The sequence below is a fragment of the Vineibacter terrae genome (assembly GCF_008039615.1).
GTDB lineage: Bacteria > Pseudomonadota > Alphaproteobacteria > Reyranellales > Reyranellaceae > Vineibacter > Vineibacter terrae.
Genome location: NZ_VDUZ01000015.1, coordinates 101393 through 115623 on the forward strand (window position 1 = coordinate 101393; position 14231 = coordinate 115623).

Genomic DNA, 14231 nt, shown 5'->3' on the forward strand with positions numbered 1-14231 from the left:
GCTACGCGACGCGCTCCAGCAGCGTGACGGGCAGGGTGCCCAGAACATCGCGCGGCATCAGGCGCTCGCTGGCCGCAAACGGCGCCCTCTCGTTGAGGACGTCCTTCCATGCCGCTTGCCGCAGCGATGGCGGCAGGACGACGGACGTGTCCTGCCACAGGTCCGGCCGAACCAGCGCCGCCTGCATGTCGGGATGCACGCGCAAGGGCAGGCGTGTCGCCACGACGACGACGGCGGCGTCTTCAAGCAGGCGTGCGAAGGCGATCACGCTGGCTCCATGGGGACCATCCGTCTGCAGGGGCAGGTATTCTCCCCGTGCAAACAGGGTGGGGCGGCGCCGACGCAAGTCGAGGGTGCGGGCGACCACGTGCTGCTTGATCGTCCCGTCACGCCAGTTGGCGAGGAGCGATGCGGCCGGCCCGGCGTGCTGCAGCAGCCGCTGGCGCAGCGCGAAGTCGACGGCCCGGCGGTTGTCAGGGTCGACCATGCTGAAATCCCACAGCTCCGTGCCCTGGTACAGGTCGGGCACCCCCGGCACCGTCATGCGGAGCAGGGCCTGTGTCAGGGCGTTCACCACGCCCGCGCGCTCGATCCGGCGCACGAGCTGGTGGACACTGTCGCGAAACGGCACATGCTCGCCAAGCGACCGCGTCAGGAACTGGCGGCAGGCATCCTCGTAGCGGACATCAGGCATCTGCCAGCTGGTGCGCCGCTTGGCTTCCCGCGTCGCCTTCTGCTGCCAGGCGGCGAGCCGCTCGATGTAGGCCGTGAGTCCCGCGCTGTCGCGGGGCTGCAGGTCCGGCGGCCAGGCGCCGACGATCATCTGGTAGAGCATCAGCTCGTCGGCGGGATCTGGGCCGGCGCCGACGTGCAGATGCCGGTTCATCGCCATCCAGCCACGCACGGCGTCGGCCCAGATCTGCGGCGTCTCGCTGAGGACGGCAAGGCGTGCGCGCGTGTCCTCGCCCCGCTTGTGGTCGTGGGTGGCGGTTGCGAGCAGCGCGTCGGGAAATGTCTCCAGGCGCTGCCGGCAGGCGGCGTCGAATGCCGCGGGCGAGAGCGCAAACTGCGAGGGTGACGCGCCGACCTCGTTGCGCGACAGCAGGCATCCATAGCGATAGAACGCCGTGTCCTCGACGGCCTTGGCGGCCAGCGGCGCGGAGAGCTTCTGCAGCTGCAGCGCCAGATGGTGCTGCCGGTCCGGCGTCGCCAGGAATCCAGGCCGGCCGAGCGCGCGGGCAACGAGGCGCAATGCCGGCCGGTCCGGCGGGGCGATACGCCGCCACGCGCCACGCAGCGCCGTCGCCAGCACGGCGCGGTCATCCTTGTCCAGGGGCGGGCCACCATACAGCCGGTACACAGGCAGATGGACAAGCAGGGCGCCCAGGGCGCGCTGCACGGCGCTGGGCGACATATCCCGGGCCGTCGGATCCTGCGCCATGAAGCCGATCAGCTCGGCTGCGACCGCATCGAAGGCGCCGACAAAAGCCGTGCTCAGCTGCTCTCGCTTGGCGGCATGCGCTGCGTCCTCGAAGTCGCCGGACTGGTTCGCGATGTCGCGCCACAGGGCCGCGAGCGCGGCCTCGCCGTCCGGGTCGTGCTGCAGCGCCGAGACCTCGCTCATGAAGTCGTAGCCGGTCGTGCCGTCGGTCCGCCACGAGGCGCGCAGCTGCTCCCCGGGCGCCAGGATCTTCTCGACGACGACATAGGGTGTGCCGGCAGGCGCATCGCCGGTCCGCCGGCCGGCGAGCGCCTCGAGCCGCTCCCTCAGCCGGCGGCAATAGCCCTGCGGGTCGGCCACGCCGTCGACGTGATCGACACGCACGCCGTCGATCAGCCCTTCACCGAAGAGCCGCAAGATCAAGGCGTGCGTTGCGTCGAATACGCGTGGCAGCTCGGCCCGCAGGGCCGCCAGGCCGTTGACGTCGAAAAAGCGGCGCCAGTTGATGCGGTCGGCCGCGAGGCGCCACCAGCAAAGGCGGTAGTGCTGCTGCTCCAGCAGCGCATGCAGCCGCTGCCGTCCCTCATGATGCCGGCCATCGAAGCCGGCCAGCAGCGTGTCCATCGCCGTGCCGCCGTCGCTGCCCGCAGCGCGTTCCTGCAGCAGATGGCGCAGCTCGGCCATCGCGCGCCGCGTCGCACGACGATTGCGAGGGCCGGCGAGCGTCCGGGAGAAATAGCCCGCAAGCTCATGAAAGGCGGGGCTGCCTTCCAGGACGCCGGCGTAGGTCCGCGGCGCCAGGGGAAACCGATGATGGTAGTAGGCGGCGAACAGCCGCCCGTCCTGGGGATCAAATCGCAGCGCGATCTCGCCGTCCCGCAGGCAATCGCCGTAGGGCCTGCCCAGGAACGGTGCGAGCACCTTGCCGTGCAGTGACGGATCGCGCGGCCGCCAGTCGATGTCGAAGAACGTCGCATGCAGGCTGTGGCGCCCCCACTCGAGGACGTCGAGCCACCAGGCATTGTCGTCGCCGCCGACAGCCATGTGGTTGGGCACGATGTCGAGGATCAGCCCCATGCCGTGGGCACGCAGAGCGGTCACCAGGCGGTGCAGGGCGGTCTCGCCGCCCAGCTCCGGGTTGATGGCACCGTGGTCGATCGTATCGTAGCCGTGGTTCGAACCCTTACGTGCTGCCAGCAGCGGCGATGCGTAGACGTGGCTGATGCCCAAGGCCGCGAGATACGGCACATGCGCCGCGGCGTCGTCGAGCGTGAAGCCGCGATGGAACTGCAGCCGGATGGTTGCCCGTGGCGCGGTCATTGGGCTCGCCGGCTGGACGACAGCGCGTCGAGCCGCAGTCGGACCGCGGGGTCCTGCATCAGGCGGTCGACCGCGAGCGGCAGCCGGCGCCGCCAGTTGGGATGGGTTTCGATGGTTCCCGGCAGGTTCGGTTGCTCGACCAGTCCCAGGATGTCTTCCAAGGGCAGCAGCGCCAGCGTGCAGGGCGTGCTGCCGACGAAAGCCGCGATGGCGCGCAGCACATCCTGGGGGGCGTCGCGCGCAGGCGGCTCACCCTGGGCAACGCCAGCCTTGCACAAGGTGCTCCACAACGCCTTGCGGTCGGCCTGCCGGTCCTCCTGCAAGCCTGCCGCCGTGTCGTCCGCACCCAGGAGGCCGAGGCGGTCGCGCCACTCGATGTCCCGCCCCGCCCACCAGCCGGCGATGGTCGGCAGATCATGCGTGGAGCTGGTGGCCACTGTCTCCGCGGGCCATCGTTGCGCTGGCACGAAGCCGGTGCTGCGGCGCTCGAACCACAGCACGCGCGTGCCCAGGATGCCGGCGTCGCGCAGCGTTGAGCGAAAGCCGTGCGGCACGGTGCCGAGGTCTTCGCCGATCACCAGCGCCCTGTGACGCCAGGATTCGAGCGCCACGAGACGCAGCAGATCATGCAAGGGATGGGTCAGATAGACTCCGTCGCGCGCCGATGCGCCGTGCGGGACCATCCATAGGCGCTTCAGGCCCAGCACATGGTCGATACGCACGCCGCCGGCGTGGCGCAGCACGGCCCGCAGCAGGTCGAGGAACGGCGCATAGCCCGTCTGCTGCAGCGCGTGCGGCGAGAACGTCGTCAATCCCCAGTCCTGCCCGAGCGGATTGAAGAGATCCGGCGGTGCGCCGACCGACAGCGTCGGCAGCATCTCCCGCTGATGGCCCCAGGCATGACTGCCGGCCGAATCGGTGCCCACCGCAAGATCGGCGATCAGGCCGAACCGCATGCCGCCGTCGATCGCCGAAGCCTGCGCCTTGGCCAAGCCCAGCGCCGCGCGCCACTGGAGGAAGGCGTGGAACGCGACATCGTCATTGCTGCCGCGCGCGAAGGCGGCGACGGCGTCGCTGCCGGGATCGCGAAATCCTTCAGGCCATGTCTGCCAGTGGAAGCGGCTCGTGTCCTCGCGCAGCACGCGGGCCTGCAACGCCTCGAACCGCGCGTGCCGCTCGAGCGCGACACCCTGCGCGTGCCTGAACGCGGCGAAATCACGCCCTAGGGGGGCATCGGGATACAGCAGGCCGCGTGCTGTCAGGGCATCGAATGCCTGGCGCATCAAGCTCAGCCGGGCGGCCGACACAGCCGGCCAATCGATCAGTTCAAGCGCCTCGCCATGCTGCATCCGCGCCGCCGGCTCGGCGTCCGGATCAACACCAGCCAGCTTGCAAAGCTCGATTACGTCGACATGAAGGACGTTCAAGAACAGGCGGTTGGATGGTGCGTAGGGGCTGTATCGCGCTGGGGCGTTGGCGAACATGGCGTGCACCGGGCTGACCGCCAGCGCGTCGGCACCCTCCTTCGCCAGCGCACGGGCAAGCACGGCCAGCGCGCCATAGCTGCCGATGCCGCCGTCGCCGGCCTGGCGCAGCGCATAGAGCTGAGCGGTCGCGCCCCAGGTGCGCGCGCGACCGGGGCTGTCGGCAATGCCGAAGCAGCGGTGCGGCGCAACCGCCAGCGTCGTCGCACCATGATCCAGGACCAGCCGGTGGTATCCGCTCGCTGCGACAGGCGGCAGGGTGACCTTGCCGCCGGCGGCGACGGACGCCATGCCATCGATCTGCTGGCCATCCTCGCAGTCGATGCGGTACCGCGCCGGTGTCGCCGCTCCGGATGGCAGCACGACGGCGTCTCCTGCGACGGCTGTCACCAGGGCGGGCAGGGCGGCCGCCTTGGCCGAGGCCTTCAGCGCCGCACGGCTTTCGCGGACCTGCCGATCCGTCGCCACGGGCAAGCCCAGTGCCGTCAGGACGGCGCGCAGTGATTCGGGGTTGGTGGCTTGCGGATTGCCGAACGCATCCTTCCAATGAACCAGGATACCCGCCGCCTTGGCGAGAGAGGCAAGCGTGGGATCGATCATGAGCTCGGGGCGGCTAGCAGGGCGATCAGGCTGAAAGGTGGGAGCGTGCCGTGCGGGCCGAGACGGCGCGCATCGTCGTCGGTGGCGAACACCACCTCTCCCTGGAGAGGTCCGCAGTTGGCAGGTCCCGCGGCCAGGTTGAAGGCGATCGTCAGTGCCGCGGCGTTGCCCAGCCGCCACGATGCGCGCACGGCAGCGTCGTCGACAGCCAGCGCCTCCAGGGCCTGGGCCCCGGGCAGGTGTGGCACGATCGCCTTGTGGCGGATCGCCAGGAGCCCGCGATACAGGGCGAGCCAGCCCTGATCGTGGCTCGATGCGGCCGACGGAGCCTGCGGATCGGAGGCGCGGTAGGTCGATGGCGCGTTGGGGTCGGGGATACGCGACCGCTCTTCAGGTGACTCGAACGCCGGGAAGCGCGCGAATTCCCGCCGCCGCCCTTCGCGGACAGCTTCCGCGAGCGCATCGGTATAGCTGGTGAAATACAGGAAGGGCTTGGTGCAGCCCCATTCCTCGCCCATGAAGACCAGCGGGATCTGGGGCGACAGCAGAAGCAACGCCGTTGCCGCCCGCAACGCCTCCGGCCGGCATAGGGTTGTGAGGCGCTCGCCGAAAGCGCGGTTGCCGATCTGGTCGTGGTTCTGAAGGAAGAGCACGAAGGACGTCGGCGGCAGATGGGCGCTGGGCTCGCCGCGTGCTTCGCCGCCGCGATAGGCGGACGGTTCGCCCTGATACGAAAAGCCTTCCGCCAGGCAGCGCGCGACATGCTTGGCGGGCGCATCGGCATAGTCGGCATAGTAGCCCCCGCGCTCCTGCGTCAGCAGGACGTGCAGGGCGTGGTGGCCGTCATCATTCCACTGTGCGTCGAAGCCGCGTGTGAGATGGCCGGCGGCATTGCCGTCATGCTCGAGGACAAGATGAATATGCCGGTGGGGCTCGATTGCGCCGCGAACCGAGCGCGCAAGCTCGTCCAGCCAATCGGGCTCGGCAATCATGTGGACGGCATCCAGCCGCAAGCCGTCGAAGCGATATTCCTGCAGCCAGTAGAGCGCGTTTTCGATGAAGAACCACCGGACCTCCGGCAGGCGGAAATCGATGCCGGCGCCCCAGGGAGTCGGCTTGTCGGCGCTGAAGAAGCGCGATGCATAGGCGTTGAGGTAGTTTCCGTCGGGGCCGAAGTGGTTGTAGACGACGTCCAGGAACACCATGACGCCAAGGCCATGGGCGGTGTCGATCAATGCCTTCAGCTCATCGGGCGTGCCATAAGCAGCGTCGGGCGCGAATGGCAGCACGCCGTCGTAGCCCCAGTTCCGGTCACCCGGAAAGTCAGCGATGGGCATCAGCTCGACGGCCGTCACGCCCAGCGCCGCCAGGGCCGGCAGCCGCTTCGCCAAGCCTGTGAAGCCGCCCATCAGGCCGACATGCGTTTCGTAAAGGACCGTCTCGTGCCAGGGCCGGCCACACCAGTCGGCGTGCTGCCAGACATAGCCATGAGGATCGACGACGACGCTGGCGCCATGGACGTCATCTGCCTGGGCGCGCGCCGCCGGATCCGGCACGGCAAGGTCCGGCCGCACCCGATAACGATAGTGTGCAGACGCCGCGCAGGGGGCGACGATGCTGAACCACCCGCCGGCCTCGGGCTGCATCGCGATGGCAGGGAGGCCGTCAACCTCAAGCCCCACCGACTCGCAGTCCGGCGCCCATAGCCGAAAGCGCGTGCTGCCGTCCGGTTGGAGCGACGCGCCGAAGGGAAGTGCGTGCGAGAACCGATTGATCACAACGCCTTTCCATCGATATGCGCGGCGAGCAGGACGATGCTGCGTGCCTCGACCCTCACCACGTCATGAACGGCATCGCGGCTTGCGCGCTCGATCGCAGCCGAGTCCAGGAGCGTCACCCAGGGCAATGCCGGCGCTGGCAGCTTGAAGTTCTGCCTGGCGGCACCGGCGTTCAGCAGCAACAGGGTCGCGTCGATGCCACTTCGTGCCACTCGGCAGGCCCGTCGCAGTGCCAACGTGTGGTCTTGGGGTTGGTTCCAGGCTTCGTCCGGCATCGGTCCGCCATCAACGTCGAACCAGCCGACATCCCGCAGCCCCGGCAGCAGCTCGACCCTGCCATGGAGGAAGCGATCGCTCCGCAGGCTCGGATGGCTGCGGCGCAGCTCGAGCAGTCGGGCCGTGAACCGCATCATTGCCTGGTTCCTGCGAAGCCGCGCGGCGTCCCAGTCGGTCCAGGTCGTCTCGTTGTCCTGGCAATAGGCGTTGTTGTTGCCGTGCTGGGTTCGCCCGATCTCATCGCCGGCCAGCAGCATCGGCGTGCCATGCGAGAAGAGAAGCGTCGCCAGCATCGCGCGCTTGATGCGTTCGCGCACATCGATGATCGCGGGATCGTCGCTTGGTCCTTCAACGCCCCAGTTGGCGCTGAAATTCTCATTCTGTCCGTCGCGACTATCCTCGGCATTGGCCTCGTTGTGCTTCTGGCTGTAGCTCACGGCGTCCTGCAGCGTGAATCCGTCATGCGCCGTGACGAAATTGATCGACGCCCAGGGCCGGCGTCCGTGATGCTCGAAGATGTCGCCGGATCCCAGCAACCGGGCCGCTAGCTCGGGCCGCTGCCCTTCGTCGCCGCGCCAGAAGCGCCGCACGCAGTCGCGGAACTTGTCGTTCCATTCGGCGAAGCCCGACGGATGGTTGCCGAGCTGATAGCCGCCGGGCCCCACGTCCCACGGCTCGGAGATCAGCTTGAGCCGGGACAGGACGGGATCCTGCCGCAGGGCATCGAAGAATCCCGAGCCGGGATCGAAACCGGAGGCCTCTCGGCCCAGATTGGCGCCCAGATCGAAGCGAAACCCGTCGACATGGAACATCGTGGCCCAGTAGCGCAGCGAGTCCATGACCATCTGCAGGACGCGCGGATGCGGCAGGTTCAGGGTGTTGCCGCAGCCGGTATCGTTGACCAGCTGCCGCGGATTATCCGGCTGCAGGCGATAGTAGCTGGCGTGATCCAGTCCACGCAGCGACAGCGTCGGACCAGCCTCGCCGGCCTCGCAGGTGTGATTGTAGACGACATCGAGGATCACCTCGATGCCCGCTGCGTGCAGCCGCCGTATGGCGATCTGCAGGCTCATGAGCGACCCGTCGGCCAGGTAGCGGGGCTCGGGCGCGAAGAAGCACAGCGTGTTGTAGCCCCAGAAGTTGCGCAGCCCTTTTTCGGCAAGGAAGCGATCCTGGAGGAACGCCTGAACGGGCAGCAGCTCGACGGCCGTCACGCCCAGCGTGTGGAGATGGTCGATGAATCTCGGATCGGCCAGCGCCGAGAATGTTCCACGGTCGGGAACGACGATGTCGGGATGACGGATCGTGGCGCCCCGGACATGCATCTCATAGATGACGCTCTGCGCCCACGGGATGTCCGGCCGTTTGTCGTTCTCCCAGCTGAACATATCGTCGACGGTGACGATGGCCCGCGGCATGGCGGCGGCGCTGTCGCGCCGGTCGAACGACAGATCGCCGCGCGGGCTACCAACGCGGTAGCCGAAGAGGGCGTCGGTCCACCGCACCTCTCCGGCGATGCGCTTGGCGTACGGGTCCAGCAGCAGCTTGTGCGGGTTGAAACGATGGCCATGCCGGGGCTCGTAGGGGCCGTGAGCTCGGTAGCCGTACATCAATCCGGGTCGTGCGTCGGGCAGATAGCCGTGCCACACTTCGTCGGTGCATTCCGGCAGCGCCAGCCGCGCCACTTCCTTGCGGCCGGAGGCGTCAAAGACGCACAACTCGATCTTGTGCGCGTGGGCGGAGAAGACCGCAAAGTTGACCCCCAGGCCGTCCCAGGTCGCGCCGAAGGGATAGGGCCGGCCCGCCAGCAGACGATCGGCAATGGGGACCATCTATCAGCCGCCCTGGCGCAGCAGGACGGTGGCCAGCGGCGGCAGGGTGAGCGTGAGCGATGCTGGAAGGCCGTGCGCTTCCACGTCCGTTGCCATGACGATTCCCCCATTGCCGACATTGGAGCCGCCGTAGACGGCCGCATCACTGTTCAGGAGCTCGTGCCACAGGCCAGCGGCCGGAACCCCCAGCCGATATCCGTGGCGCGGGACGGGCGTCATGTTGCAGACGCACAGGATGGTGCGGTCGCCGGCATGTCCGTATCGCAGGAAGGCGAACACGCTCTGGTCGCGATCGTCCACCACCACCCAGTGGAAGCTGCCGGGATCGCTGTCCAGGCGATGCAGGGCGCCTTCGACGCGGTAGATCCTGTTGAGGTCGCGCACCAGCATCTGCACGCCGCGATGCATGGGATCGTCAAGCAGATGCCAGTCGAGCTGGGCGTCGTGGTTCCATTCCCGCTCCTGCGCGAACTCGTCTCCCATGAACAGCAGCTTCTTGCCCGGATGGGCCCACATGAAGCCGTAATAGGCGCGCAGATTCGCGAAACGCTGCCAGTGGTCGCCTGGCATCCGTCCGATGATCGATCGCTTTCCGTGCACCACCTCGTCGTGCGACAGCGGCAGCACGTAGCGCTCAGAAAAAGCGTAGACCGCGCTGAACGTGAACTCGTCATGGTGGTATCTGCGGTGGGTCGGATCGCGCCCGATGTACTGCAGCGAATCGTGCATCCAGCCCATATTCCACTTGAACGTGAAGCCGAGGCCGCCCTCGCCGATCGGACGCGTCACGCCGGGCCATGCCGTCGATTCTTCGGCGATGGTCACGGCGCCGGGATAGCGCTGGGCGATCGTCTGATTGAGCTGGCGCAGGAACGCGACGGCTTCCAGATTCTCGCGGCCGCCGTAGATGTTGGGAATCCATTCGCCGGCCGGCCGGCTGTAGTCGCGATAGAGCATCGAGGCCACGGCATCCACCCGCAGGCCATCGACGTGATAGTGCTCCAGCCAGTGCAGCGCGCTTGCGATCAGGAACGCGCGCACCTCGTGCCGTCCGTAGTTGTAGATCAGCGTGTTCCAGTCGCGATGGAAGCCCTCGCGCGGATCCTCGTGCTCGTACAGCGCCGTGCCGTCGAAGCGGACCAGGCCATGGGCATCGCTGGGGAAATGTCCTGGCACCCAGTCGAGCAGCACGCCGATACCGGCGCGATGGCAGCGATCGATCAGGCGCGCCAGGCCGACCGGCGGGCCCAGTCCGCCCAATGGCGAGAACATCCCGATCGGCTGATAGCCCCAGGAGCCCGCGAACGGGTGGTTCATGACCGGCAGCAGCTCCAGGTGGGTGAAGCCCATGTCGGCCGCGTAGGGCACGAGCCGATCGGCCAGGCCGTCCCAATCCAGGGATCGGCCATCCGGCCGCATCCATGACAAGGCATGGACCTCGTATGCCGAGATCGGCGCGGTCGCGGACTGGCGGCTGGCGCGCTCGTGGCACCATGCCTGGTCGGTCCAATGGAAGGGGGCAGCATCGGCGACGACCGAGGCGGTCGCCGGCGGCGGCTCGCTGGCACGCGCGACGGGATCGGCCTTCAACGGCAGTGGCGTGCCCGAGGGGCCGATCAGCTCGTACTTGTAGGGCGCGCCCACGACGAGGCGGGGGATGAAGATCTCCCAGACGCCGGCCCCGTGGCGCCGTCGCATCGGATGCCGGCGCCCATCCCATTGATTGAAATCGCCGACCACGGAGACGCGGCGTGCGTTGGGGGCCCAGACCGCAAAGCGGACGCCCCGCACGCCCTCGACCGCCATGGGCACGGCGCCGAGGCAGGACGACAGGTCCTGATGCGTGCCCTCGGCGATCAGATGGAGGTCGAGCTCGCCGACCAAAGGACCAAACGAATAGGGATCCTCCGTCTCCTGCACGGCGCTGCCCCAATCGATGCGCAGCACGTAGGGTCGTCTGTTCTTGGCCGGTCCGCAGAACACGCCGCCGGGATGCACCTCCGTCAGCGTGCCCAGCGCCTCGCCGGTGTCCCGGGCCAGCACGTCGACCCGGCAGGCGCCCGGGAGGAAGGCGCGGATGGTGTGGCCGCCAGGGCCGTCATGGGGCCCCAGCACGGCGAACGGGTCGCCGGCGTGCCCGCTGACCAGCGCATCGATGACGCCGGTGTCGATGGCTGCGTGCTGAACCATGGCCTTAGGCATCCTCGAGCACCGGTGATTTCTTCAGCAGTCGGTCGGCAAGGCCGGCGAGGCCCAGGACCGGCAATGCCAGCCAGGTCGGCCGGTTGGCGGCCTCGTAGTGGATTTCGTAGGCGGCCTTCTCCAGCAGGAAGAGCTCCAGCAGGTGTGGGGCGGCGCGCTTGCCGACCCAGGGATGTGGGGCGGTCCCGAGCGCGGCGCGGTAGGCCCGCAGCAGAGCGCTGCTGGCGTCGCGCCGGAAACGTTCAAGCAGCGTGGCACGCCGTTCGCCGGTCTGTGGCGAGGTCGCCGAACGGCCCGGCGCCGCGGCGGCGCTGGCGTAGTGGAACGAGCGCATCATGCCGGCGACGTCGCGCAACGGGCTGCTCTTGCGCCGCCGCTCGGACAGCGGCCGGGCGGGCTCGCCCTCGAAGTCGATGATGAAGGCGTCGCCCTGCACGACCAGGACCTGGCCGAGGTGGAAGTCGCCATGGGTGCGGGTCTTGAGCGCGCCCATGCCCGCCGGCGCAAGCTGCTTCGGCAGGGCCAGCAGCTGCCGGCGCCGGGCCAGCACGTTCGATGCGCTGTCGGCGGCCTGCTGGTCTGGCCAGGTCCTGGTTGCGCGCACCACGTCGAGGGCGGCGCTCAGGCTCTCGGCGATGGCATCCGACCATTCCGTGACGTCGTCCTGGGACACCGGTTCGGGATTGAAGTCGGGCTGGTCCGAGGGCGCAGCCAGGATCGCGTGCATTTCCGCCAGCCGCCGGCCGATCGCTTCGGCGAAACGCGTATAGGCGGCAAAGGCATCGGCTTCGCCCTGGCCGACATCGCCGGTGACGGCGACCTCCTCGATGGCACGGGCGAGGAAATCCAGCGTCCAGCCCCAGCCGTCGCCCTGGTTGCGAACGAAGCTCTGCACGATGGCGAGCGTGTTGGGCGTGCCGTCGGGCGCCACGCGGACGATCTCGCCGAGCAGCTGGGGCGCGTTGGCGAAGCCCTTCTCCGTCAGGTACCGCGTCATCTCGGATTCGGGATGGATGCCCCCTTGCACGCTGCGCAGCAGCTTGAGCATGGCGAGATCGTCGATGATCACCGAGCTGTTGGACTGCTCGACGGAGAGATAGCGCAGCTGTGGTTCCTGGGAGATCTCGATGCTGTCGATCAGGCTCGTGGCCCGGAATTCGATGGTCCCTTCAGGACTGGGCACCGTCGCGCTCGATTTCAGCGCGGTCAGCAACGTCCGCGGCAGCATGCCCATGGCGAAGGCGTCGGTGAGCAGTCCGACGCGGCGGCCGCGGCGGACGCGCGCCAACGCGAGTTGCTGTGCCAGGGACCCCGGGTTCTCGTCCTCCCAGACGATTCCCAAGGGGAGCAGATAGCGGCCGCGGCGGCTGTCGTGCTCGACCTCCATCTCGGTGAGCATCACCTCCTCGCCGCGCCCCTCGATCGACCGCGGGAGGGCATAGGCGATCTGCACCCGCTCGAGGCGATCCTGCTTGGCCGAGAACCAGCGCCGCTTCGGCAGGTAGGCGGGCAGCACCTCGGTCTCCAGGATGGCGCGCGACGGTGGCGTCAGCAGCTCGCCGATCGCCTTGCGCAGGACGAGGGTCGTGTATTCCGGCATCACCTCGGGCGTCGGGATATGCCAGGCCGGCAGCTGTGCTTCGGCCGCCAGCAGGAACCAGTAGACGCCGTAGGGCGGCAGTGTCAGCAGGTAGGTCAGCTGGCCGATCGGCGGGAAGTGCGAGCCGCCGACGATGTCGATCGGCACCCGGCCGGCGAATGCCGACAGGTCGAGCTCGACCGCCTGCGCCGTCCGCGACAGGTTGGTGACGCAGAGCACGCTTTCATCCTGGTACTCACGCAGATACGCCAGGATCTTGCGATTGAGCGGGTAGAGGAACCGCAGCGAGCCGCGGCCGAACACGCGGCGCCCCTTGCGCACGGCGAGCATGCGCCTGGTCCAGTTCAGCAGCGAATGGGGGTCGGCGCTCTGCGCCTCCACGTTGAGCGCCTCGAAGCCGTAGATCGGGTCCATGTTGGTCGGCAGCACCAGCCGCGCCGGATTGGCGCGGGAAAAGCCGCCGTTGCGGTCGGGCGACCATTGCATCGGCGTGCGCACGCCGTCGCGGTCGCCGAGATGGATGTTGTCGCCCATCCCGATCTCATCGCCGTAGTAGATGATGGGCGTGCCCGGCATGGAGAGCAGCAGGGCGTTCATCAGCTCGACGCGGCGGCGGTCATGCTCCATCAGCGGCGCCAGGCGGCGGCGGATGCCGAGGTTGAGCCGCGCGCGCTGGTCGGCGGCATAGGCCTGCCACAGATAGTCGCGCTCGCGGTCCGTCACCATCTCCAGCGTCAGCTCGTCGTGGTTGCGCAGGAAGATCGCCCACTGGCAGTCGGTCGGAATGGTCGGCGTCTGCCGCATGATGTCGGTGATGGGAAAGCGATCCTCCTGCGCGATTGCCATGTACATGCGCGGCATCAACGGGAAGTGGAACGCCATGTGGCATTCGTCGCCGTCGCCGAAATACTGCTGGGCATCCTCGGGCCACTGATTGGCCTCGGCCAGCAGCATGCGTCCATTGGAGTGCCGGTCGAGCTCGGCACGGATGCGTTTCAGGACCGAGTGGGTCTCGGGCAAGTTCTCGTTGGACGTGCCCTCGCGCTCGACGAGGTAGGGCACCGCGTCCAGGCGCAGCCCGTCGACTCCCAGGTCGCACCAGAAGCGCATCACGCGCAGCACCTCGTCCACGACGTGCGGGTTGTCGAAGTTGAGGTCGGGCTGATGCGAATAGAAGCGGTGCCAGAAATAGGCGCCGGCGACCGGATCCCAGGTCCAGTTGGATTTTTCCGTGTCGATGAAGATGATGCGCGTGCCGGCGTAGCGCTGGTCGTTGTCCGACCACACGTAGTAGTTCCGCGCCACCGAGCCGGACTTGGCCTGGCGCGCACGCTGGAACCAGGCATGCTGGTCGGACGTGTGGTTGATCACGAGCTCGGCGATGACCCGCAGGCCGCGCTCATGGGCCATGCCGATGAAGCGCCGCACGTCGGCCATCGTGCCGTAGTCGGAATGCACCGAGCGGTAGTCGGCGATATCGTAGCCGTCGTCGCGTCGCGGCGAGGGATAGAAGGGAAGCAGCCATATCGTATCGACGCCCAGCTCGACGATGTAGTCAAGCTTGGCGATGAGGCCCCGGAAGTCGCCGATGCCGTCGTTGTTGGAGTCGAAGAACGACTTCACATGAAGCTGGTAGATGACGGCGTCCTTGTACCAGTCATGGGCGTTCTCGCTCGAGGGGCGCGGCTGGGCTCGCAT

6 protein-coding genes are annotated in these 14231 nt (G+C 68.1%); all 6 read right to left on the reverse strand.

The annotated features are described in order from the left end of the window. Position 1: 1 nt before the first annotated feature. From treY to treS, 6 genes are read right to left on the reverse strand one after another with little or no spacing between them, the layout of a single operon-like run. A complete protein-coding gene (gene treY, locus FHP25_RS15085; protein ID WP_147847765.1) occupies positions 2-2761 on the reverse strand; it encodes a malto-oligosyltrehalose synthase in 2760 nt (919 codons plus the stop codon). After that, positions 2758-4845, reverse strand: coding sequence for a 4-alpha-glucanotransferase (malQ, locus tag FHP25_RS15090; RefSeq protein ID WP_147847766.1), 2088 nt, complete (start codon positions 4843-4845; stop codon positions 2758-2760). Before malQ ends, treY begins: the two co-directional genes overlap by 4 nt. Next, positions 4842-6623: a malto-oligosyltrehalose trehalohydrolase gene (treZ, locus tag FHP25_RS15095; RefSeq protein WP_218578389.1), complete on the reverse strand. Its 1782-nt coding sequence runs from the start codon at positions 6621-6623 to the stop codon at positions 4842-4844. Before treZ ends, malQ begins: the two co-directional genes overlap by 4 nt. Then, entirely contained in the window at positions 6620-8731 is a 2112-nt protein-coding gene (gene glgX, locus FHP25_RS15100; RefSeq protein ID WP_147847767.1) for a glycogen debranching protein GlgX, read from the reverse strand. The genes treZ and glgX overlap by 4 nt, the downstream gene beginning before the upstream one ends. A 3-nt stretch (positions 8732-8734) precedes the next feature. Continuing rightward, complete coding sequence (gene glgB, locus FHP25_RS15105) at positions 8735-10921, reverse strand: 1,4-alpha-glucan branching protein GlgB (RefSeq protein ID WP_218578390.1); 2187 nt, start codon at positions 10919-10921, stop codon at positions 8735-8737. A gap of 4 nt (positions 10922-10925) precedes the next feature. Beyond that, a complete protein-coding gene (treS, locus tag FHP25_RS15110; protein ID WP_147847769.1) occupies positions 10926-14231 on the reverse strand; it encodes a maltose alpha-D-glucosyltransferase in 3306 nt (1101 codons plus the stop codon).

Coding starts and splice junctions, on each gene's coding strand:
- glgB (WP_218578390.1), bottom strand. CDS start 10,921: ATGGTTCAGCACGCAGCCATCGACACCGGCGTCATCGATGCGCTGGTC.
- malQ (WP_147847766.1), bottom strand. CDS start 4,845: ATGATCGATCCCACGCTTGCCTCTCTCGCCAAGGCGGCGGGTATCCTG.
- treS (WP_147847769.1), bottom strand. CDS start 14,231: ATGCGAGCCCAGCCGCGCCCCTCGAGCGAGAACGCCCATGACTGGTAC.
- glgX (WP_147847767.1), bottom strand. CDS start 8,731: ATGGTCCCCATTGCCGATCGTCTGCTGGCGGGCCGGCCCTATCCCTTC.
- treY (WP_147847765.1), bottom strand. CDS start 2,761: ATGACCGCGCCACGGGCAACCATCCGGCTGCAGTTCCATCGCGGCTTC.